Annotated in this window: 17 protein-coding genes; 16 read left to right on the forward strand and 1 reads right to left on the reverse strand. The window is 69.4% G+C overall.

Features of this window, described 5'->3' with window-relative positions; genetic code table 11:
• Positions 1-13: 13 nt before the first annotated feature.
• From typA to IF00_RS0122160, 12 genes are all read left to right on the forward strand, one after another.
• On the forward strand, positions 14-1,915 hold the full coding sequence (typA, locus tag IF00_RS0122105; RefSeq protein ID WP_030320643.1) for a translational GTPase TypA: 1,902 nt from the start codon (positions 14-16) through the stop codon (positions 1,913-1,915).
• A 597-nt stretch (positions 1,916-2,512) separates the two neighbouring features.
• Positions 2,513-4,150 carry a peptide ABC transporter substrate-binding protein gene (locus tag IF00_RS0122110; protein WP_030320644.1) on the forward strand — a complete coding sequence of 546 codons (1,638 nt, stop codon included), beginning with the start codon at positions 2,513-2,515 and terminating at the stop codon, positions 4,148-4,150.
• Positions 4,151-4,324: 174 nt separating this feature from the next.
• On the forward strand, positions 4,325-5,257 hold the full coding sequence (locus IF00_RS0122115) for an ABC transporter permease (protein WP_030320650.1): 933 nt from the start codon (positions 4,325-4,327) through the stop codon (positions 5,255-5,257).
• Positions 5,250-6,197 carry an ABC transporter permease gene (locus IF00_RS0122120; RefSeq protein ID WP_030320651.1) on the forward strand — a complete coding sequence of 316 codons (948 nt, stop codon included), beginning with the start codon at positions 5,250-5,252 and terminating at the stop codon, positions 6,195-6,197. Before IF00_RS0122115 ends, IF00_RS0122120 begins: the two co-directional genes overlap by 8 nt.
• 12 nt (positions 6,198-6,209) lie before the next feature.
• Positions 6,210-7,268 carry an ABC transporter ATP-binding protein gene (locus IF00_RS0122125; RefSeq protein WP_030320653.1) on the forward strand — a complete coding sequence of 353 codons (1,059 nt, stop codon included), beginning with the start codon at positions 6,210-6,212 and terminating at the stop codon, positions 7,266-7,268.
• Entirely contained in the window at positions 7,261-8,349 is a 1,089-nt protein-coding gene (locus IF00_RS0122130; protein ID WP_030320655.1) for an ABC transporter ATP-binding protein, read from the forward strand. Before IF00_RS0122125 ends, IF00_RS0122130 begins: the two co-directional genes overlap by 8 nt.
• A gap of 174 nt (positions 8,350-8,523) precedes the next feature.
• Positions 8,524-10,152, forward strand: coding sequence for a peptide ABC transporter substrate-binding protein (locus IF00_RS0122135; protein WP_030320657.1), 1,629 nt, complete (start codon positions 8,524-8,526; stop codon positions 10,150-10,152).
• Between the two features lie 85 nt (positions 10,153-10,237).
• Positions 10,238-11,161 carry an ABC transporter permease gene (locus IF00_RS0122140; RefSeq protein ID WP_030320659.1) on the forward strand — a complete coding sequence of 308 codons (924 nt, stop codon included), beginning with the start codon at positions 10,238-10,240 and terminating at the stop codon, positions 11,159-11,161.
• Positions 11,154-12,140 (forward strand): ABC transporter permease, encoded by a 987-nt coding sequence (locus tag IF00_RS0122145; RefSeq protein WP_030320660.1) that lies wholly within the window; start codon positions 11,154-11,156, stop codon positions 12,138-12,140. Before IF00_RS0122140 ends, IF00_RS0122145 begins: the two co-directional genes overlap by 8 nt.
• Positions 12,141-12,146: 6 nt before the next feature.
• Positions 12,147-13,130 carry an ABC transporter ATP-binding protein gene (locus tag IF00_RS0122150; RefSeq protein ID WP_030320662.1) on the forward strand — a complete coding sequence of 328 codons (984 nt, stop codon included), beginning with the start codon at positions 12,147-12,149 and terminating at the stop codon, positions 13,128-13,130.
• The gene (locus IF00_RS0122155; protein WP_030320663.1) at positions 13,123-14,229 is read left to right on the forward strand and encodes an ABC transporter ATP-binding protein; all 1,107 of its coding nucleotides are present in this window, start codon (positions 13,123-13,125) and stop codon (positions 14,227-14,229) included. The genes IF00_RS0122150 and IF00_RS0122155 overlap by 8 nt, the downstream gene beginning before the upstream one ends.
• A gap of 192 nt (positions 14,230-14,421) precedes the next feature.
• Positions 14,422-15,360, forward strand: coding sequence for a hypothetical protein (locus IF00_RS0122160; protein ID WP_030320665.1), 939 nt, complete (start codon positions 14,422-14,424; stop codon positions 15,358-15,360).
• Position 15,361: 1 nt separating this feature from the next.
• Here IF00_RS0122160 and IF00_RS0122165 read toward each other — a convergent pair whose 3' ends face one another.
• Complete coding sequence (locus tag IF00_RS0122165; RefSeq protein WP_030320667.1) at positions 15,362-17,527, reverse strand: S9 family peptidase; 2,166 nt, start codon at positions 17,525-17,527, stop codon at positions 15,362-15,364.
• A 181-nt stretch (positions 17,528-17,708) separates the two neighbouring features.
• On the opposite strand from IF00_RS0122165, the gene IF00_RS0122170 reads away from it, so the two are divergent.
• The 4 genes from IF00_RS0122170 to IF00_RS0122185 all read left to right on the forward strand — a co-directional run bounded on the left by IF00_RS0122170 (position 17,709) and on the right by IF00_RS0122185 (position 21,665).
• Positions 17,709-17,903: a hypothetical protein gene (locus tag IF00_RS0122170; RefSeq protein ID WP_030320669.1), complete on the forward strand. Its 195-nt coding sequence runs from the start codon at positions 17,709-17,711 to the stop codon at positions 17,901-17,903.
• A gap of 36 nt (positions 17,904-17,939) precedes the next feature.
• Positions 17,940-18,830: an N-acetyl-1-D-myo-inositol-2-amino-2-deoxy-alpha-D-glucopyranoside deacetylase gene (mshB, locus tag IF00_RS0122175; protein WP_030320671.1), complete on the forward strand. Its 891-nt coding sequence runs from the start codon at positions 17,940-17,942 to the stop codon at positions 18,828-18,830.
• The gene (locus IF00_RS0122180; RefSeq protein ID WP_030320672.1) at positions 18,827-19,252 is read left to right on the forward strand and encodes a DUF6113 family protein; all 426 of its coding nucleotides are present in this window, start codon (positions 18,827-18,829) and stop codon (positions 19,250-19,252) included. Before mshB ends, IF00_RS0122180 begins: the two co-directional genes overlap by 4 nt.
• 175 nt (positions 19,253-19,427) lie before the next feature.
• The gene (locus IF00_RS0122185; RefSeq protein WP_030320674.1) at positions 19,428-21,665 is read left to right on the forward strand and encodes a peptidoglycan binding domain-containing protein; all 2,238 of its coding nucleotides are present in this window, start codon (positions 19,428-19,430) and stop codon (positions 21,663-21,665) included.
• Positions 21,666-21,741: the final 76 nt, after the last annotated feature.

The following is a 21,741-nucleotide window of genomic DNA, read 5'->3' on the forward strand; positions in this document are numbered from 1 at the left end:
AGCGCAAGCACCCATGCCCACGCGCCACGACATCCGTAACGTCGCCATCGTCGCCCACGTCGACCATGGCAAGACGACCATCGTCGACGCCATGCTCAAGCAGGCCGGTGCCTTCGCCGCCCACCAGCAGCTCGACGACCGCATGATGGACTCGAACGACCTGGAGCGTGAGAAGGGCATCACGATCCTCGCCAAGAACACGGCGGTGAAGTATCACCCCAAGGACGGCGGGGCCCCGATCACGATCAACATCATCGACACCCCCGGTCACGCCGACTTCGGTGGCGAGGTCGAGCGCGGTCTGTCGATGGTGGACGCGGTCGTCCTCCTCGTGGACGCCTCCGAGGGTCCGCTCCCGCAGACCCGCTTCGTGCTGCGCAAGGCCCTCCAGCAGCGCAAGCCCGTCATCCTCTGCATCAACAAGACGGACCGCCCGGACTCCCGGATCGACGAGGTCGTCAACGAGACCTACGACCTCTTCCTCGACCTGGACGCGGACGAGGACCAGATCGAGTTCCCGATCGTCTACGCCTGCGGCCGTGACGGCATCGCCTCGCTGACCAAGCCCGAGAACGGCACGGTCCCGCAGGACTCCGAGAACCTGGAGCCGTTCTTCTCCGCCATCCTGGAGCACGTCCCGGCCCCGGTGTACGACGAGGAGGCCCCGCTCCAGGCCCACGTCACCAACCTCGACGCCGACAACTTCCTCGGCCGTATCGCGCTGCTGCGCGTCGAGCAGGGCGAGCTGCGCAAGGGTCAGACGGTCGCGTGGATCAAGCGGGACGGCACGATCTCCAACGTCCGCATCACCGAGCTGATGATGACCGAGGCGCTCACCCGCAAGCCGGCCGAGGTCGCCGGCCCCGGTGACATCTGCGCCGTCGCCGGCATCCCCGACATCATGATCGGCGAGACCCTGGCCGACCCGGAGAACCCGATCGCGCTGCCGCTGATCACGGTCGACCAGCCGGCCATCTCCATGACCATCGGTACCAACACCTCGCCGCTCGTCGGCCGTGGTGGCACGGGCAAGGGCGCGGACGCCAAGTCCGCGGTCAAGCAGCGCAAGGTCACCGCCCGCCAGGTCAAGGACCGTCTGGACCGCGAGCTGATCGGTAACGTCTCGCTCCGTGTGCTCGACACCGAGCGCCCGGACGCCTGGGAGGTCCAGGGCCGTGGTGAGCTCGCGCTCGCCATCCTGGTCGAGCAGATGCGCCGCGAGGGCTTCGAGCTCACCATCGGCAAGCCGCAGGTCGTCACCAAGGAGGTCGACGGCAAGGTCCACGAGCCCGTCGAGCGCCTCACGGTCGACGTCCCCGAGGAGCACATGGGCGCGGTCACGCAGCTCATGGGCGTCCGCAAGGGCCGCATGGACAACATGTCGAACCACGGCTCCGGCTGGGTCCGCATGGAGTTCGTCGTTCCGTCGCGTGGCCTCATCGGCTTCCGTACGGAGTTCCTCACCAACACGCGTGGTACGGGCATCGCCCACTCGATCCACGAGGGTCACGAGCCGTGGTTCGGCACGCTGACGACCCGTAACAACGGTTCGCTGGTCGCCGACCGCGCCGGTGCGGTCACCGCCTTCGCGATGACCAACCTCCAGGAGCGCGGTGTCCTGTTCACCGACCCCGGTACCGAGGTGTACGAGGGCATGATCGTCGGCGAGAACTCGCGCTCCGACGACATGGACGTGAACATCACCAAGGAGAAGAAGCTCACCAACATGCGCTCCGCCTCCGCCGACTCCTTCGAGGCGATCGTCCCGCCGCGGAAGCTCTCCCTGGAGCAGTCCCTGGAGTTCTGCCGCGACGACGAGTGCGTCGAGGTCACCCCGGAGGCCGTGCGCATCCGCAAGGTGATCCTGGACCAGAACGCGCGTGGCCGCGCGTCCTCCCGCGCCAAGAACGGCTGAGCCGAGCCAACTGGTACGACCGGAACGGCAGTAGGGCCGTGCGGCGGTACGGACGTGCGGCGGCACCGCCCAGGCGGCCGAAAACAGTAGGGCCGAGCCGGCCGAAGATCGGTTGAGTTCGGTCGCATGCGGCTGATGACAGTGGGGTAGATCACGATCCAGTGATCTACCCCACTTTCGGTTCGACACGACGTCAGCACCGGAGCCCGGACCCCCGCAGGCAGTGGGGGAGTCCGGGCTTTTCGTCAACTTCCGTCAACTTCATTTCGGAGGCCGGGTGTCCGCATATCGGCCATCGCTCTCCGGTACGTGTGTTAACGGTCCGTTTCGGGGGTGTCTGTCTGTGCTCAGTTTGTCCGGATTTCGGTATCCGAGGGTGTGGTGATGTTGTCAAAACGAGACCACTTAAGTGTGGTTTACAGCCCGGACGTACTTAATAGTTGGCTCCATTGAGCTCGGGTCAATGGGTCACGCACTGTGGGGAGTGCCGACTCACGAGCACACTCGGGGCACTTGAGTGCAATGCCGTCAGGGGTGTCGGCAGAACTCGGAGCGCCCCTCTTGTAGTGACAAAAGTGGACTCATGAGGAGGAACCCATGCGCGGTGCCAAGAGCGCCAAGTGGGTAACGGGCGCGATCATCGTTGCCCTTGCTGCGACCGCCTGTGGCGGGGGTAAGAGCGACAGCGGCGACGCCAAGGGCGCTGTTGACCCGAACGGAATCTTCTCCATCGAGCTGGGCGAGCCTGAGAAGCCCCTGCTCACCGGTGACACGATGGAGTCCAACGGCTCCGCCGTGATGGCCGGCCTGTTCTCGACCCTGGTCGACTACAAGGCCGACGGTTCCCTGGAGATGATCAACGCCGAGTCGGTCACCACGACGGACTCGAAGACCTGGACCGTCAAGCTCAAGCCGGGCTGGACCTTCCACGACGGCACCCCGGTGACCTCCAAGTCCTACGTGGACGCGTGGAACTGGAACGCCAACGTCAAGAACGCCCAGGGTCTGTCCTCGTGGTTCGCGGACATCAAGGGCTACGACAAGGTCCACCCCGAGGCCGAGGGCGCCAAGCCCACCGCCGACAAGATGGACGGTCTGACGGTCGTCGACGAGACCACCTTCAAGATCGAGCTCACCAAGGCCGTTCCGTACTTCGGCCACAAGCTCGCCTACATCGTCTTCGCCCCGCTGGCCGAGTCCTTCTACAAGGACCCGGAGGCCGGTGGCCAGAAGCCGGTCGGCAACGGTCCCTACAAGTTCAAGAGCTGGGACCACAAGAAGAAGATCGAGATCACTCGATACGACGCCTACAAGGGCTCGAACAAGGCGAAGAACGGCGGTGTGGTCTTCAAGAACTACACCACCCTCGAGGCCGCGTACGAGGACCTGAAGTCCGGCAACGTCGACGTGCTCCGTCAGATCGCGCCGAAGGACCTCCCGGTCTACCGCCAGGACCTCGGCGACCGCGCCGTGGACCAGCCGTACTCCGCGATCCAGACCATGGCCGTCGCCTTCTACGCCGACCAGTGGAAGAAGCCGAAGCAGATCGACCCGAAGGTCATCCAGGGTCTGTCGATGGCGATCGACCGTGCCACCATCACCAAGACGGTGCTGCAGGGTACGCGTGAGCCCGCGACCGGCTGGGTCGCCAAGGGTGTCCTGGGCTTCCAGGAGGACGGTGGCGCCGGCGTCACCAAGTTCGACCCGGCCAAGGCCAAGGAGCTCATCAAGGCCGGCGGCGGCGTCCCCGGCAACAAGATCTCCATCCAGTTCAACGCCGACGGTGGCCACAAGGAGTGGGTGGACGCTGTCTGCAACTCCATCCAGCAGGCCACCGACGTCCAGTGCGTCGGCGACGGCAAGCCGGACTTCCAGGCCGACCTGACCGCTCGTAAGACGAAGCAGGTCAAGTCCCTGTACCGCTCCGGCTGGGTGCTCGACTACCCGGTGAACGCCAACTTCATCTCGGACCTGTTCCGTACGGGTGCGGCGGGCAACCAGGGCGACTTCAGCAACAAGGAGCTCGACGCCAAGATCGCCAAGGCGGACTCGGCTGCGACCCTCGATGAGTCGGTCAAGCAGTTCCAGGCCATCGAGAAGGACCTGGTCAACTACATGCCGTCCATCCCGCTCTGGTACTACAAGGTCAACGCGGGCTACTCCGAGAAGGTTTCGGGCGTGGCGTACGGCCAGGACGGCGACCCGATCCTGACCGGCGTCGAGGTCAAGAAGTAATCACTCAAGCGTAGTCCGCCTGCCGATGCGGGGCTGACGGGATGTCAGCCCCGCGTTCGGCGCCTTACGTATGTGGCTGGGGGGCCCTTCCACGACATTCGCGTACCCGTTGCGGGTCGCGGTTGCCGAGGGAGGGCCCGTCGGTTGCTGCTGTCATATTTCAACGGAGGCATGATGGGGCGCTATGTCGCACGACGACTGCTCCAGATGATCCCGGTTTTCCTCGGGACCACCCTGCTGATCTTCCTCATGGTCTACAGCCTGCCCGGCGACCCCGTGGCGGGTATGTTCGGGGACAAGGGCGCTGACCCCGCGACCCTCGCGAAGATCAGACACGATCTGGGACTGGATCTGCCGCTCTGGCAGCAGTACTGGAACTACATGACCGACATCATCCTGCACTTCGACTTCGGGACCCAGATCCGCAACGGTCGCCCGATCACCGAGGTACTGGGTGAGGCGTTCCCCGTCACTCTGCAGCTCGCCGCTCTGGCGTTCGCGTTCGAGCTGGTCTTCGGCATCGGGCTCGGCATCATCGCCGGTCTCAAGGCCGGCCGGCTCGCCGACAACGCGATCCTCATCTTCACGCTGCTGATCATCTCGATCCCGGTCTTCGTCCTCGGCTTCATCATCAAGATGGTGTTCGCCTTCGAACTGGGCTGGATCGAACCGAACGTCAGCAACGACCAGTTGGTGTCCGAGATGATCGCGCCGGCCATCGTGCTCGGCGGACTCTCACTCGCCTATGTCGCCCGGCTCACCCGGACCTCCATGGCGGAGAACCTGCGCGCCGACTACATGCGCACGGCCGTCGCCAAGGGTCTGCCCCGCCGTCGCGTCATCGGTGTGCACCTGATGCGCAACTCGATGATCCCCGTGGTCACCTTCCTCGGCACCGACATCGGCGCCCTCATGGGCGGCGCGGTCGTCACCGAGCGCATCTTCAACATCAAGGGCGTCGGTGGCCTCATCGCCGAGTCGATCACCCGGCGTGAAGGGTCGACCCTGGTCGGCCTCGTCACCATCCTGGTGATCATCTACCTCGTCACCAGCCTGCTCATCGACCTGCTGTACGCGGTCCTGGACCCGAGGATCCGGTATGCCTGACGTGACCAAGACCGCGACCGCCGTCGAGGACGCCGTCGCGCTTCCCGCCGACCCGGCTCCCGCCGCGAAGCAGGAGAAGGCCCGCAGCCTCTGGGGCGACGCCTGGGTCGACCTGCGCCGCAACCCGTACTTCCTCGTGGCGTCGGTGCTGATCTTCTTCCTGCTCCTGATCGCCGTCTTCCCGAGCCTCTTCACGAGCGCGTCGCCGACCAAGGGCGACCTCGTGAAGCACTTCCTCGGCAAGCCGGAGCTCGGCAGCATCGGTTCCGAGGGCTGGCTCGGCTACGACGGCCAGGGCCGCTCCGTCTACGCCCGACTGATCTACGGCACCCGTGCCTCGATCATCGTCGGCGTCGCCGTCACCGCGATCGTCACGATCGTCGGCGGTGTGATGGGCATGCTCGCCGGATACTTCGGCGGCTGGATCGACGCGCTGCTCTCGCGCCTGACCGACATCTTCTTCGGCATCCCGTTCCTGCTCGGCGCCATGGTCGTCCTGCAGTCCTTCGTCGAGCGCACGGTCTGGGTGGTCGTCTTCGCCCTCGCGTTCCTCGGCTGGACGCAGATGGCCCGCGTCATGCGCGGTGCCGTGATCACGGTCAAGCACGCCGACTACGTCCACGCGGCGAAGGCCCTCGGCGCCGGCACCGGCCGGATCCTCTTCCGGCACATCCTGCCGAACGCCATGGCCCCCGTGATCGTCGTCGCGACCATCGCGCTCGGCGGCTACATCTCGGCCGAGGCCACCCTGTCCTACCTGGGTCTGGGCCTCGCCGCCCCGACCGTCTCGTGGGGCGTGGACATCTCCACCGGTGTCGACCAGATCCGAGTGGCGCAGCACATCCTGCTGTGGCCCTCGATCATGCTCAGCATCACCGTTCTGGCGTTCATCATGCTCGGCGAAGCCGTCCGCAACGCCCTCGACCCCAAGCTGCGCTAGGAGGGCGTAAAGGTGACCATCATCGACAACACCGCGACGGTCCCGTCGCCCCGCGACGGCGCCGACCACACCGGTCCGCTGCTCGAAGTCCGTGACCTGCACGTCGAGTTCCACACCCGTGACGGTGTGGCCAAGGCGGTCAACGGTGTCAACTACTCGGTGAACGCCGGCGAGACCCTCGCCGTCCTCGGCGAGTCCGGCTCCGGCAAGTCCGTCACGGCGCAGGCCATCATGGGCATCCTCGACATGCCGCCCGGCAAGATCCCGCAGGGCGAGATCCTGTTCCGCGGCCAGGACATGCTGAAGATGGCCGAGGAGGACCGCCGGAAGATCCGCGGCCGGAAGATCGCGATGATCTTCCAGGACGCGCTGTCCTCCCTCAACCCGGTCCTCAGCGTCGGCTACCAGCTCGGCGAGATGTTCCGGGTGCACCAGGGTCTGTCCAAGAAGGACGCCACGGTCAAGGCCGTCGAGCTGATGGACAAGGTCAAGATCCCCGCCGCCAAGGCGCGGGTGACCGACTACCCCCACCAGTTCTCCGGCGGTATGCGCCAGCGCATCATGATCGCCATGGCGCTCGCCCTGGAGCCGGACCTGATCATCGCCGACGAGCCCACCACGGCTCTCGACGTGACCGTCCAGGCCCAGGTCATGGACCTCCTCGCGGAGCTCCAGCAGGAATACAACATGGGCCTGATCCTGATCACCCACGACCTCGGCGTCGTCGCCGACGTCGCGGACAAGATCGCCGTGATGTACGCCGGCCGGATCGTCGAGCAGGCGCCGGTGCACGAGCTCTACAAGCGCCCGGCCCACCCCTACACCAAGGGTCTCCTGGAGTCGATCCCGCGCCTGGACCAGAAGGGCCAGGAGCTCTACGCGATCAAGGGCCTCCCGCCCAACCTGCTCCGTGTGCCCACCGGCTGCGCCTTCAACCCGCGCTGCCCCAAGGCCGACGACATCTGCCGTACGGAGATCCCGGCCCTCGTGCCGGTCACCGAGCAGGACGGCGCGGATCTCCCGGGCCGTACGAGCGCCTGCCACTTCTGGAAGGAGACGATCCATGGCTGACCTCAGCAAGAACGACGAGGCCGTGGCCGCCGCCGTCGAGGCCCCCGTGGGCCGCGGCGAGCCGATCCTCCAGGTGCGCAACCTGAAGAAGCACTTCCCGCTGACGCAGGGCATCCTCTTCAAGAAGCAGGTCGGCGCGGTCAAGGCCGTGGACGGGGTCTCCTTCGACCTCTACCAGGGCGAGACCCTCGGCATCGTGGGCGAGTCCGGCTGTGGCAAGTCCACGGTCGCCAAGCTCCTGATGAACCTGGAGCAGGCCACCGCCGGCGAGGTCTTCTACAAGGGCCAGGACATCACCAAGCTGGGCGGCCGCGCGCTGAAGGCCGTGCGCCGCAACATCCAGATGGTGTTCCAGGACCCGTACACCTCGCTGAACCCGCGTATGACGGTCGGCGACATCATCGGCGAGCCCTTCGACATCCACCCCGAGGTGGCCCCGAAGGGCGACCGGCGCCGCAAGGTGCAGGAGCTGCTCGACGTCGTCGGTCTGAACCCGGAGTACATCAACCGGTACCCGCACCAGTTCTCCGGCGGTCAGCGCCAGCGCATCGGCATCGCCCGCGGCCTCGCGCTCAACCCGGAGATCATCATCTGCGACGAGCCGGTCTCGGCCCTGGACGTCTCCGTCCAGGCGCAGGTCATCAACCTGATGGGGAAGCTCCAGGACGAGTTCAACCTCTCCTACCTCTTCATCGCGCACGACCTGTCGATCGTCCGGCACATCTCCGACCGCGTCGGCGTCATGTACCTCGGCAAGATGGCCGAGATCGGTACGGACGAGCAGATCTACGAGCACCCGACGCACCCGTACACCCAGGCGCTGCTCTCCGCGGTGCCGGTGCCGGACCCGGAGGCCCGCGCGCACCGCGAGCGGATCATCCTGACCGGTGACGTCCCCTCGCCGGCGAACCCGCCGTCGGGCTGCAGCTTCCGCACCCGTTGCTGGAAGGCGCAGGAGAGGTGCTCGCAGGAGACGCCGCTCCTGGCGATCCCGCAGCGCTTCGACGGCCTGGACACCCCGGCCGCCCACCTCTCGGCGTGCCACTTCGCCGAGGAGAAGCAGGTCGTGCCGGTGCACTGACGCACCGACCGGCAGACAGCACGAAGGGCGCCCCGTTCCGTACATACGGAACGGGGCGCCCTTCGTCGTGCTCCCGGTCCCCGGGTACCGTCCGGCGGCCGTAAAAGTGCAGCTCCGTCAATATCGGGTGATATTGGGGCCTAAGTCAGACTTAGGACATTCGGGAGGCACTCCATGCGCGGAGCCACGCACGCCAAGTGGGCCGCTCTGGCCACCGCAGTCGCCCTCACGGCGACCGCCTGCGGCGGCGGCGACGACAGCGGCGGTGGCAGCGGGGCCGACGGCACCGTGAGTTCCTCGTGGGGCGACCCGCAGAACCCGCTGGAGCCCGCCAACACCAATGAGGTCCAGGGCGGCAAGGTCCTCTCCATGATCTTCCGAGGGCTCAAGCAGTACGACCCGAAGACCGGCGAGGCCAAGGACATGCTCGCCGAGAAGATCGACACGACGGACTCGACCAACTTCACCATCACGGTCAAGGACGGCTGGACCTTCTCGAACGGCGAGAAGGTCACCGCCAAGTCCTTCGTCGACGCCTGGAACTACGGCGCCCAGCTGAAGAACAATCAGAAGAACGCCTACTTCTTCGGCCAGATCGAGGGCTACGACCAGGTCCACCCCGAGAGCGGCGAACCGACCGCCGAGACGATGTCCGGCCTCAAGGTCACGGGCCCCCAGACCTTCACGGTCAAGCTCACCCAGAAGTTCTCCACCTGGCCCATCACCCTGGGCTACGCGGCCTTCTCCCCGCTCCCGCAGGCCTTCTTCACGGACCACGCGGCCTGGCTCTCGAAGCCCATCGGCAACGGCCCGTACACCGTCGACTCGTACTCCAAGGGCTCCCAGATGGCCCTCAAGCGCTGGGACGGCTACCCCGGTGCCGACAAGGCACAGAACGGCGGCATCACCCTCAAGGTCTACACCGACAACAACACCGCCTACACCGACCTGACGGCCGGGAACCTCGACCTCGTCGACGACATCCCCGCCTCCCAGCTCAAGAACGTCCAGGCCGACCTCGGCGACCGGTACATCAACGTGCCCGCCGGCATCATCCAGACCCTGTCCTTCCCGTTCTACGACCCGGCCTGGAACAAGCCCGGACAGGAGAAGCTCCGCCAGGGCCTCTCCATGGCGATCGACCGTGACCAGATCACCGAGACGATCTTCCAGAAGACCCGCACCCCCGCCGTCGACTGGACCTCCCCGGTCCTCGGCGAGGACGGCGGCTTCAAGGACATCTGCGGCGACTTCTGCACGTACAACGCCGCCGAGGCGAAGAAGCTCGTCGCCGAGGGCGGTGGTATCCCCGGCGGCACGATGACGATCTCGTACAACGCCGACACCGGCTCCCACAAGGAGTGGGTGGACGCCGTCTGCAACTCCATCAACAACGCCCTCGGCAACAACAGGGCCTGCGTCGGCAACCCGGTCGGCACCTTCGCCGACTTCCGCAGCCAGGTCAGCACGCAGAAGATGAAGGGCCCCTTCCGCGCCGGCTGGCAGATGGACTACCCGCTCATCCAGAACTTCCTGCAGCCGCTCTACTACACCAACGCCTCGTCGAACGACGGAAAGTACACCAACCCGGAGTTCGACAAGCTGATCAACCAGGCCAACGCCGAGGCCGACATCCCCAAGGCGGTCGGGATCTTCCAGCAGGCCGAGGGCGTCCTCCGCGACGACATGGGCGCCATCCCGCTCTGGTACCAGAACGGCAGCGCGGGCTACTCCGAGCGCGTCTCCAACGTGACCCTGAACCCCTTCAGCGTCCCCGTGTACGACCAGATCAAGGTCAACTGACGCAGCTCGTCGGCGTACGGCCCGGCCTGGCGATCACGCGCGAGCCGGGCCGTACGCCTTCCCCACACCCCCCCCGGAGCCCCTCATGGGACGTTATGTGATCCGGCGTCTGCTGCAGATGATCCCGGTCTTCATCGGCGCCACCCTGCTGATCTTCCTGATGGTGAACGTGATGGGCGACCCCATCGCCGGTCTCTGCGGCGACCGCGCCTGCGATCCGGCGACCGCCGCCCAGCTGGAGAAGGAGTTCGGTCTCGACAAGCCCGTGTGGCAGCAATACCTGATCTACATGGGCAACCTGTTCACCGGAGACTTCGGCACCGCCTTCAACGGCCAGCCGGTCACCGAGCTGATGGCGAGCTCCTTCCCGGTGACCATCCGGCTCACCATCGTCGCGATCCTCTTCGAGATCGTCATCGGCATCAGCCTCGGGGTCCTGACGGGACTGAAGCGCGGGCGGCCGATCGACAGCACCGTGCTGGTGCTGACGCTGGTCGTCCTCTCGATCCCGACGTTCGTCACGGGTCTGCTGCTCCAGCTGTTGCTGGGCGTGGAGTGGGGGTGGATCAAGCCCGCCGTCTCGCCCGAGGCCCCCTTCAGCGAACTGATCGTCCCCGGCCTGGTGCTCGCCTCGGTCTCCCTCGCGTACGTCACCCGGCTCACCCGGACCTCGATCGCGGAGAACAAGCGCGCCGACTACGTCCGCACCGCCGTCGCCAAGGGCCTGCCGCGTCGCCGCGTCATCACCCGCCACCTGCTGCGCAACTCGCTCATCCCCGTGGTCACCTTCATCGGCGCCGACATCGGCGCGCTGATGGGCGGCGCCATCGCCACCGAGCGGATCTTCAACATCCACGGTGTCGGCTACCAGCTGTACCAGGGCATCGTGCGCCAGAACACCCAGACCGTCGTCGGCTTCGTGACCGTCCTCGTCCTGGTGTTCCTGCTGGCCAACCTCCTCGTCGACCTCTTGTACGCCATCCTTGACCCGAGGATCCGCTATGCCTGAGCCCCTTGAGCCGTTCGACGACGGGCGCGCCATCGACCACACCGGGGCGGGCGGCGCCACGGACCTCGCCATGGAAGAGGCCGAGACGCTGGAGAAGACCCCGGGCGGACCGCTCGGCACCGGCCCCGCCGGCAAGCCCCGCTCGCTGTGGTCCGACGCCTGGCACGACCTGCGTCGCAACCCCGTCTTCATCATCTCCAGCCTGATCATCCTCTTCCTGGTGATCATCGCTATCTGGCCCCAGCTGATCGCCAGCGGAGACCCGCTCCAGTGCGACCTGTCCAAGGCGCAGGAGGGCTCCCAGCCCGGGCACCCCTTCGGCTTCAACGGTCAGGGCTGTGACGTCTACACCCGCACGGTGTACGGAGCCAGGGCTTCCGTCCAGGTCGGCGTGTTCGCCACCCTCGGCGTGACGATCATCGGATCCCTCTTCGGCGGTCTGGCCGGCTTCTACGGCGGCGCCTGGGACGGAGTCCTCTCCAGGATCACCGACGTCTTCTTCGCGATTCCCGTCATCCTCGGCGGTCTGGTCCTGCTCTCCGTCGTCACCAGCACCACCGTCTGGCCCGTCATCGGCTTCATGGTGCTGCTCGGCTGGCCCCAGCTCTCCCGGATCGCCCGGGGCTCGGTCATCACCGCCAAGCAGAACGACTACGTCCAGGCGGCACGGGCACTGGGCGCCTCCAACTCCAGGATGCTGCTGCGCCACATCACCCCGAACGCCCTGGCGCCCGTCATCGTCGTCGCGACCATCGCCCTCGGCACGTACATCTCCCTCGAGGCGACCCTGTCCTTCCTCGGCGTGGGCCTCAAGCCGCCGACCGTCTCCTGGGGCATCGACATCTCCTCGGCCTCGCAGTACATCCGCAACGCCCCGCACATGCTGCTGTGGCCCGCGGGCGCGCTCGCCATCACCGTGCTCTCGTTCATCATGCTCGGCGACGCCGTCCGCGACGCCCTCGACCCCAAGCTGAGGTAGGGACCCATGCTGCTCGAAGTGCGCGACCTGCACGTGGAGTTCCACACCCGGGACGGGGTCGCCAAGGCGGTCAACGGCGTCGACTACTCCGTCGACGCGGGGGAGACCCTCGCCGTGCTCGGCGAGTCCGGCTCCGGCAAGTCCGTCACCGCCCAGGCCGTCATGGGCATCCTCGACATCCCCCCGGGAAAGATCACTCAGGGCGAGATCCTCTTCCAGGGCCAGGACCTCCTGAAGCTCAAGGAGGAGGAGCGGCGCAAGGTCCGCGGCGCCAAGATGGCGATGGTCTTCCAGGACGCGCTGTCCTCGCTCAACCCCGTCGTCAGCGTCGGCGACCAGCTCGGCGAGATGTTCCAGGTGCACAAGGGCATGTCGCGCAAGGACTCCAGGGCCAAGGCCGTCGAGCTGATGGACCGGGTCCGCATCCCCGCGGCCAAGGAACGCGTCGCCCAGTATCCCCACCAGTTCTCCGGCGGCATGCGCCAGCGCATCATGATCGCGATGGCCCTCGCCCTCGAACCCGAACTGATCATCGCCGACGAACCCACCACCGCCCTCGACGTCACCGTCCAGGCCCAGGTCATGGACCTCCTCGCCGAGCTCCAGCGCGAACTCAACATGGGCCTCATCCTCATCACCCACGACCTCGGCGTCGTCGCCGACGTCGCCGACAAGATCGCCGTCATGTACGCGGGCCGCATCGTCGAGCGCGCCCCCGTCCACGAGATCTACAAGGCCCCCGCCCACCCGTACACCAAGGGCCTCCTCGAATCGATCCCGCGCCTGGACCAGAAGGGCCAGGAGCTGTACGCGATCAAGGGCCTGCCGCCCAACCTGCTGAACATCCCGCCCGGCTGCGCCTTCAACCCGCGCTGCCCCCTGGCCCAGGACGTCTGCCGCACCGACGTACCCCCGCTGTACGACGTCACCGAGTCCCCCGTGCCGCGCGCCAGCGCCTGCCACTTCTGGAAGGAGTGCCTCCATGGCTGACACGGCCGAGGCGATTCTCGAAGTCCGGGACCTCCACAAGCACTACCCGCTCACCCAGGGCGTCCTCTTCAAGAAGCAGGTCGGCGCGGTCAAGGCGGTCGACGGCGTCGACTTCGACCTCGCCGCCGGCGAGACCCTCGGCATCGTCGGCGAGTCCGGCTGCGGCAAGTCGACGGTCGCGAAGATGCTCGTCAACCTGGAGCGGCCGACATCCGGCTCGATCAGGTACAAGGGCGAGGACATCACCACCCTGTCGCCGAAGGCCCTGAAGGCCGTCCGCCGCAACATCCAGATGGTGTTCCAGGACCCGTACACCTCGCTCAACCCGCGCATGACAGTCGGCGACATCATCGGCGAGCCGTACGAGATCCACCCCGAGGTCGCTCCCAAGGGCGACCGGCGCCGCAAGGTGCAGGACCTCCTGGACGTCGTCGGCCTCAACCCCGAGTACATCAACCGCTACCCGCACCAGTTCTCCGGCGGCCAGCGCCAGCGCATCGGCATCGCCCGCGGCCTCGCCCTCCAGCCCGAGATCATCGTCGCCGACGAACCCGTGTCCGCCCTCGACGTCTCCGTCCAGGCGCAGGTCATCAACCTGATGGGGAACCTCCAGTCCGAGTTCTCCCTGTCGTACGTCTTCATCGCCCACGACCTGTCGATCGTGCGGCACATCTCCGACCGCGTCGGCGTCATGTACCTCGGCCGGATCGTCGAGATCGGCAGCGACGCGCAGATCTACGACCACCCCACCCACCCCTACACCCAGGCGCTGCTCTCCGCCGTCCCGGTCCCCGACCCCGACGCGCGCGCCCACCGCGAGCGCATCATCCTCACCGGCGACGTCCCCTCCCCGGCCAACATCCCCTCCGGCTGCCGCTTCCGCACCCGCTGCTGGAAGGCCCAGGAACGCTGCGCCCTGGAGGTCCCGCTGCTCGCCGTCCCGGCCGTCTTCCGTCTCACGGACAGTCCGGCGAAGCACGACTCGGCCTGCCACTTCGCAGAGGAGAAGCACGTCGTCCCCGCGGAGACCGACGAGGACGGCCCCGAGACGCCGCCGACGAACGGCGCCGACCCCTTCAGGAAGCCCGAATCGCCTTAACGCACAGGCAACTTCACCGAATCGGCTCCGATATACGAACAGGCCAGACTGCACAGCGTACGGCCGTGCGGGTGCCGTGAACCGGGCCGGGGCGCGCCATGTCGCCCCGGCCCGGACCTCTGTGTTCCCCACGCCCCACAGGTTTCGCGGAACCGCTTGTTTCGGTCGGTGGCGACCGTGAGTATCGGGACCGTGACTGTGACACGACCGGCACGTCTCACGGGCGCCGCGCTCTGCGCCGCGCTCGCCCTCACCGCCGCCGTGTGGATCCTCAAGGACCTCGCCGCGCTCGGCTCACCCGTCGACCTCGCCTGGTACTGGGCCGGGGACCACCACTTCCTCATCCGGGGACGGTCCGCCACCTCCCTGGTCGACGCCGTGCTGCTCGTCGTCTCCGCCGGCGCCGCGGCCGCCGCGATCCGCTCCCGGCACGCGGCCTCCGCGCTCGCCGCCACGGGCACCGTCACGTTGGCCCTGCGGCTGCCGGGCCTCTGGGAGCCCGACAGCGGCGCCCTCGTCACCGCACTCGTCGAACTCGGCCTTGCGGCCGGACTGGTCGTCACCGCCGCCGTCGGCCGCCGCCCGGCCGCCGCCTCGTACGAACCCCTCCCCACGCGCCCGCGTACGGGCCCCGCCGTCGCCGCCGGCGTCCTCCTCGCGACGTGCGCGCTCGTCGTGACCCTGTGGGAGCTGTACTGGGCCACCGAACTGCCCCTGGAGATCACCGTCGACCGCTTCACCGGCGGCCGGTCCATCATGAAGGCGGCCCTCGCGCCCCCGCCCGGCTGGCTGTCGCTGATCCTCGTCGGCCTGTACGGGACCGCCGCCGTCTCCGCCTTCGTACGGGCCCGCCACGGCCGGGCCTTCGGACTGCTCGCCGGGGTGTTCCTGGCGGCCGGCGGCCTCGCCGAGATCGCCAGGACCACCCGCTACGAACTGCTCGGCGACTTCGGGGACCTCCCGGGCACCGCCCAGCTGAGCGTCCTCACCGCCTTCCTCGGGCTGCTCGCCGGCATCGCGGTGCTCGTCCTGCTCGCCGGGCGCGGCGACCCCGCCGGCGCGCCGAGTCCGTACCCGCCGGCCGGGATGCCGCCCCCGGCCCCGCCCTACCCGCCGCCGCCCGGCTGGTGACTCAGCCCCGCTTCGCGCCGAGGGACCGCTTCAGGAAGTCCACCTGAAGCAGCAACAGGTTCTCCGCGACCTGCTCCTGCGGCGTCATATGGGTCACCCCCGTCAGCGGCAGCACCTCGTGCGGCCGGCCCGCCGCGAGGAGCGCCGAGGAGAGCCGCAGCGCGTGCGCGACGACCACGTTGTCGTCCGCGAGACCATGGACGATCATCATCGGCCGTGCCGGAACCTCCGGAGTGGAGAGTCCGTCGTCGGTGAGCAGGGACTGCGCCGCGTACACCTCGGGATCGTCCTGCGGGGTGCCGAGGTACCGCTCGGTGTAGTGGGTGTCGTACAGCCGCCAGTCCGTCACCGGCGCCCCCACCACCGCCGCGTGGAACACGTCGGGGCGCCGCAGCACCGCCCGCGCCGCCAGATAGCCGCCGTAGGACCAGCCCCGGATCGCCACCCGTTCCAGATCCAGCGGGAAGCGCCCGGCGAGGCCCTGGAGCGCGTCCACCTGGTCGTCGAGGGTCGGCCCGAAGTCCCGCGCGATCGCCTTCTCCCAGGCGGGGGAGCGGCCCGGCGTGCCCCGCCCGTCCGCCACGACCACCGCGAAGCCCTGGTCGGCGAACCACTGGGACGTCAGATGCGGGTTGTGCGCGGCGAGGACCCGCGGCCCGTGCGGACCGCCGTACGGATCCATCAGGACCGGCAGCGGCCCGTCGCCCTCCGCGTACCCCGAGGGCAGCAGCACCGCGCACGGGATCCGCCGCGCGCCGGCCTCCGTGAGCCGCACGCGCGCGCGGAGCACCGGATCCTGGGCGTACGAGGCCACCACCGCGACCTGCGCGCCGTCCCGCAGCACCCGCGCCACGCTCCCCGGCGTCTCCGGCCGCGCCGACACCAGCACGGTCACCGCCCCCGAACGCACCGCTCCGTGTACGCCGACGCCCTCGGACCACCGCTCCGCGCCCGCACCGGTCACCCGGTACACATGGACCTCGCCGGTCTCCGGGAGAGTCGCCTCCGCGCCCGCCGACGCCGACACGAGGACATCGTCCTCCCCGATGTCGAGCACCGCCCGGACGTGCAGCGCGGCATCCGTCAGCACCTCGTCGCCCACGGCCAGGGCCCGCGCCCCGGTCTCGTCCGTGAGCCGTACGAGCCGCCCGTCCGGTGCCCGGGCAGGCACCCCCGGCAGCACCTCCAGCCACACCGGGTCCCGCTCCGCCCGCACCGTCCTCGTCTCCCCGGACTCCGGGTCCACCGCCAGGAACAACTGCTCCCGCTGGTCCCGCGCCTGGACGAGCAGCAGCGGCTCCCCGGCCGCCGACCAGTGCACGCGCGCGAGGTACGGATACCGCTCCCGGTCCCACAGCACCTCCGTGCGGACCCCGGCGAGGTCCATGACGAACAGCCGCACGTCCGCGTTGGCCGTACCCGCCGCCGGATACGCCACCGGCTGCGGCTCCCGGTCCGGATGCGCCGGGTCGGCGATCCACCAGCGCCGCACCGCCCGGTCGTCGACGCGGGCCACGAGCAGCCGGTCCGAGGAGGGGGACCACCAGAAACCCCGGTCCCGGGTCATGTCCTCCGATGCGATGAATTCGGCCAATCCGTAGGACACATGCGCCTCCTCCGGAACGGCCAGCTCCCGGTCGCCCGAACCGTCCGCGCCCACCACCCGCAGCGCGCCCTCCGTCACGTACGCGACCAGGCGCCCGTCCGGCGAGGGCCGGGGGTCGATCACCGGCCCCGGCACCGGCAGCTCCCGCGCCGTCCCGGCCCGCAGCTCCGCCGCGAACAGCCGCCCCGACAGGGGGAAGGCCGCCAACTCCACGGCCCCGTCCACCGCGTACGCCACCACGCCGGCCGAGCCCTCCCGGCTCCGCTCCCGGCGTGCCCGCTCCTGCGGCGACAACTCCTCCTCGCCGCCCGCGAGCAGCACCTCCGGGTCGGCCGCCACCCGCTCCACGGGCGCGCCGCCGTCGCGGGGCAGGTCGAGGACCCAGAGCCGGTGCGTACGGTCCACACCGGACGCGGCCCTGACGAACACGACGCGCTCCCCGTCGGGGGAGACCGAGAAGGCACGGGGAACGCCCAGGGTGAACCGCTGGGTACGGGCGTGACGGCGGGGGAAGGAGAGCTCGGCAGGGGGTGTGGCCGGCTGCTGTCGAGACGAGGTCATGCGGCTGAAACTAGCGCTGTGCGCCCCCCTCGTGCCTCCGTCCGCCGATCGATGCGGCCGCACGGATAGTTATGATCCGTAGCGCTAGGTGGGTATGCATCCGACGGGCCTGCCCCCTGGCACATGCTGATCGACCGAACCACTCGAATATCCGACCGAAGAAGTGTGGAGGTGAACCGCCGTGGCACTCTCGATCTCCGTGGTGGTGCTGCTGGCGATCGTCGTCTTCCTTCTGATCCGGAAATCCGGGTTGAAGGCTGGACACGCGGCGATCAGCGCGCTCCTGGGCTTCTACCTGGCGAGCTCGTCCATCGCCCCGTCCATCAGCACCCTCACCACGAACGTGGCGAACATGGTCGGCGGCCTCAAGTTCTGAGCGCGCCCCCGCGCGCCGACCTCGTAGGGTGGGGACATGTCCGATCTCCCCGCCCGCCGTCTGCTGCTCGTGCACGCGCACCCGGACGACGAGTCGATCAACAACGGCGCCACCATGGCCCGGTACGCGGCCGAGGGCGCCCTCGTCACCCTGGTCACCTGCACGCTCGGCGAGGAGGGCGAGGTCATCCCGCCCGAGCTCGCCCATCTGGCCCCCGACCGGGAGGACCGGCTCGGCCCGTACCGGGTCGGTGAACTCGCCGCCGCGATGGCCGAGCTCGGTGTCACCGACCACCGGTTCCTCGGCGGCCCCGGGCGCTTCCGCGACTCCGGAATGATGGGCGTCGAGCAGAACAAGCGTGCCAACGCCTTCTGGAACACGGACGTCGACACCGCCGCCCCGTACCTCGTCGAGGTGATCAGGGAGACCCGCCCGCAGGTCCTCGTCACCTACGACCCCGACGGCGGCTACGGACACCCCGACCACATCCAGGCCCACCGGGTCGCCATGCGCGCCGCCGAACTGGCCGCCGACCCGGCGTACCGCCCCGACCTGGGACCGGCCCACACGATCGCCAAGATCTACTGGAACCGGGTCCCGCGTCCGGTCGCCGAGGCCGGCTTCGCCCGGCTGCGCGCCGAGGGCTCCGCCTTCCCGGCCGCCGCCGTGATCGACGACGTCCCCGGCGTCGTCGACGAGGACCGGATCACCACCGAGATCGACGCCGGACCGGAGCACACGGCCCGCAAGAGCGCGGCGATGGCCGCCCACGCCACCCAAGTCGCGGTCGACGGCCCGTTCTTCGCCCTCTCGAACGACCTCGGCCAGCCGATCTTCACCACCGAGTACTACGAGTTGGTACGAGGCGCCGCGGGCGCCCCCGCGGGCACCCGCGAGACGGACCTCTTCGCCGGAGTGACCGCATGAGCCCCAAGCCGCCCGTGCCGCCCGCGAAGCCCACCCCGCCCCAGGCACCGACCGCACGCACCGCGTCCACCGTCTCCCGTAACGCCCGATTCGCCTGGTACGCGGGCCTCGTCGTCCTCGGCGTCCTCGTCGGCACCGCGGGCGCACTCGTCCAAGCCGCCTGGCTCCCCGTCGGCTTGATCCTCGCCCTCCTCGCGACCGCCGCCCTCTTCTACGGCGGACTGCGGGCCACCGAGACCCAGGTCGGCGTCGTCGCGGGCGGCGTCGGCTGGCTCGTCGCCGTCATCCTGCTCAGCTTCGGACGCCCGGAGGGTGACGGGGCGTTCGGCGGAGGCGTCGGCGAGCTGCTCTTCCTCTTCGGCGGCATGGCGATCGCTGTGATGTGCACCACGCTGGCCCGCCTGCCCCGACCGATCCCGTGAACAGGACGACTTGAGTCCGCGGACGCCCTGACTTCGGCCGGATTGACCGTCGTCAGTCACCCATGGGTCAGCTATACGGCGGCGGCGCCCAGTATGGTGGTGCGCGCCGCCGAACCGCCCGGGTTATACGAGCATCAGCAAGAGCGGGCGGTGGAGCCAACCGGGAGATCCTGCTTTGAGTCGTGAAACTGGTCGAGAGACTGACAGTTCGTCCTCCGGCGCCCAGGGGCGCGGTGGAGCCGCGTACCCCTCGGGTACACCGCCGTACGGATCCCGCCAGTATCCGTCGCTCCACCCCTCGCAGGACGCGCCGGAGGAGACTGCCGCCGCGCCCGCACCGCCGGAGGAGCCCAAGACCGAGACGACGCTGACGACCCGGATCCGGATCAACATCCCGGGTTCGCGTCCGATCCCGCCCGTCGTGGTCCGCACCACGGTCAACGAGTCGCCCGCGGCGTCGCCGGCCACCGCGCCGGAGCCCGCGCCCGCCCCGGAGCCGGAGCCCGAGCAGGCGGCGGCCCCCGAGCCGCCGCAGGCCGAGGAGGCGCCGAAGGCGAAGGAGACGAGCGACTGGTTCGCGCCCCGCAAGGCGGCGCCCCCGAGCCCGGCCCCCGAGCCCGCGCTGCCCCCGGCACCCGCGCCGACCCCGAAGCCCGCTCCGGCCACCTCCGGACCGGACGACCGGGGCACCGGCTTCGCCGGCTCCGCGACGTCCGGCGTCCCGACGGTCGGCACCGCCCCGTCGAGCCGCCCGGTCACCCAGGGCAGGCCCACCGGAGGCAACCCGCTGTACGACGGCGGCACGCCCTCCGGCGGCACCCCGATGTACACGGGCACGCCCGCGGGCGGAACCCCCATGTACACGGGCACGCCGGCAGGCGGGACCCCGATGTACGACGGGACCCCCGCCGGAGGCTCGCCGCGGTACGACGGCAACCCCTCCGCCGCCCACCCGGGCGCCGGAAACCCGCTCTACGACGGCACTCCCGCCGCCGGAACCCCGATGTACCCGGGCACGCCGCCCGGCGGTACGCCCGCGTACCGCGGCCCCGCCGCGCCGACCGGCCCCACGACGGGCCCGGTCACGGGCACGGCCTCGCTGGGCGGGCCGGGCGGCCTGGCCGGATCCTCCGGACCCTCCGGACCGGGCCAGGGCGCGGGCTCCCCGTTCCCCGGCGGCGCCCCCCGCATGTCCGACGACACCGCGGTCCTCACCCCGCAGGCACCCGCGCCGTCCGCCCCCGGCCGGGGCGGTCCCGGGGGTCCCGGCGGAAAGCGCGGACCGGGCCGACCGGCCGACGGCGGTGGCAACGGCCACGTCTCCGGCGACACCCTCACCAGCGGCATCCCGGTCGTCCCGCCGCACGCGGCCCGCCCGAAGCCCACCCCCCGCAGCGAGGAGCAGGCGACCCCGGCCCCCGCGCCGCGTCCCGCACCCGCCCCCAACCGCGCCGCCCCGGCGAAGAAGGGCCGCTCCAAGCTGGTCCTCGTCGCCGCCGGAGTCGTCGGCCTCGCCGGCGTCGCCTACGGCGCCGGGCTGCTCCTCAACCACTCCGACGTCCCGAAGGGGACCACGGTCCTCGGCGTGGACATCGGCGGCGGTACGAGGGAGGAGGCCGTCAACAAGCTGGACGCGGCCCTCGGCAAGCGCGCCGGGACCCCGCTCCAGCTCGGCATCGGCGGCAAGAAGGTCCAGCTCGCCCCGGACAAGGCGGGCCTGGCGCTCGACAGCGTGGAGACCGTCCGCGCCGCCGCGGGCAGCGACTACAACCCCGTCTCGGTCATCGGCTCCCTCTTCGGCGGCGAGCGGGTCGCCAAGCCGGTCTTCCCCGTCGACGAGGAGAAGCTCGCCGTCACCCTCGCCGACCTGGCCGGCACGTCCGCGTCGGCGACCGAGGGCACGATCCTGTTCGCCCCGAACAAGGTGACGCCCGTCCAGGGCAAGCCCGGCAAGGGTCTCGACGTCCAGCGCTCGATGATCTCCGTCAGGGACGCCTTCCGCGCCCAGGTGGAGACGGGCCAGACCAAGCTGGTCGAGCTGCCGGTGACCGACCGCCAGCCGAGCATCAGCAAGGCCGAGGTGGACCGGGCGATGAAGGAGTTCGCGACGCCCGCGATGTCCGACCGCATCACCATCCGGGCGGGCGGCAGGGAGATCCAGTTCGGCCCGGCGCGCTCGCTGCCGCAGATCCTCTCCATGAAGGCCGCCGACGGCCGACTGGTGGCGGTCTACGACACGAAGGCCATCGAGCGCCTCCTCGACGGCGCCTTCAAGGGCATCATGATCAACAAGACCGACGGCACCAAGCAGGAGGTCTCGGCCGACGACGTGGCCTCCGTGATGCGCGAGGCGCTCCTCGGCAAGACCAAGAACGAACGCACCAAGACGATCGACCTGAACCCGAAGGGCTGACCGCCCCGAGCGACGCGTTCCGAGCCCCCGCCCGACGAACATCGGCCGGGGGCTCGGCGCGTGATCGCGGGACCCG

Source organism: Streptomyces flavochromogenes, assembly GCF_000717595.1.
Lineage (GTDB): Bacteria > Actinomycetota > Actinomycetes > Streptomycetales > Streptomycetaceae > Streptomyces > Streptomyces flavochromogenes.

What these genes read in the sequence shown, in the direction of transcription:
- IF00_RS0122135 (WP_030320657.1), top strand. Translation starts at nt 8,524, where the DNA reads ATGCGCGGAGCCACGCACGCCAAGTGGGCCGCTCTGGCCACCGCAGTC.
- IF00_RS0122120 (WP_030320651.1), top strand. Translation starts at nt 5,250, where the DNA reads ATGCCTGACGTGACCAAGACCGCGACCGCCGTCGAGGACGCCGTCGCG.
- IF00_RS0122130 (WP_030320655.1), top strand. Translation starts at nt 7,261, where the DNA reads ATGGCTGACCTCAGCAAGAACGACGAGGCCGTGGCCGCCGCCGTCGAG.
- IF00_RS0122140 (WP_030320659.1), top strand. Translation starts at nt 10,238, where the DNA reads ATGGGACGTTATGTGATCCGGCGTCTGCTGCAGATGATCCCGGTCTTC.
- IF00_RS0122115 (WP_030320650.1), top strand. Translation starts at nt 4,325, where the DNA reads ATGGGGCGCTATGTCGCACGACGACTGCTCCAGATGATCCCGGTTTTC.
- IF00_RS0122145 (WP_030320660.1), top strand. Translation starts at nt 11,154, where the DNA reads ATGCCTGAGCCCCTTGAGCCGTTCGACGACGGGCGCGCCATCGACCAC.
- mshB (WP_030320671.1), top strand. Translation starts at nt 17,940, where the DNA reads ATGTCCGATCTCCCCGCCCGCCGTCTGCTGCTCGTGCACGCGCACCCG.
- IF00_RS0122110 (WP_030320644.1), top strand. Translation starts at nt 2,513, where the DNA reads ATGCGCGGTGCCAAGAGCGCCAAGTGGGTAACGGGCGCGATCATCGTT.
- typA (WP_030320643.1), top strand. Translation starts at nt 14, where the DNA reads ATGCCCACGCGCCACGACATCCGTAACGTCGCCATCGTCGCCCACGTC.
- IF00_RS0122150 (WP_030320662.1), top strand. Translation starts at nt 12,147, where the DNA reads ATGCTGCTCGAAGTGCGCGACCTGCACGTGGAGTTCCACACCCGGGAC.
- IF00_RS0122165 (WP_030320667.1), bottom strand. Translation starts at nt 17,527, where the DNA reads ATGACCTCGTCTCGACAGCAGCCGGCCACACCCCCTGCCGAGCTCTCC.
- IF00_RS0122180 (WP_030320672.1), top strand. Translation starts at nt 18,827, where the DNA reads ATGAGCCCCAAGCCGCCCGTGCCGCCCGCGAAGCCCACCCCGCCCCAG.
- IF00_RS0122155 (WP_030320663.1), top strand. Translation starts at nt 13,123, where the DNA reads ATGGCTGACACGGCCGAGGCGATTCTCGAAGTCCGGGACCTCCACAAG.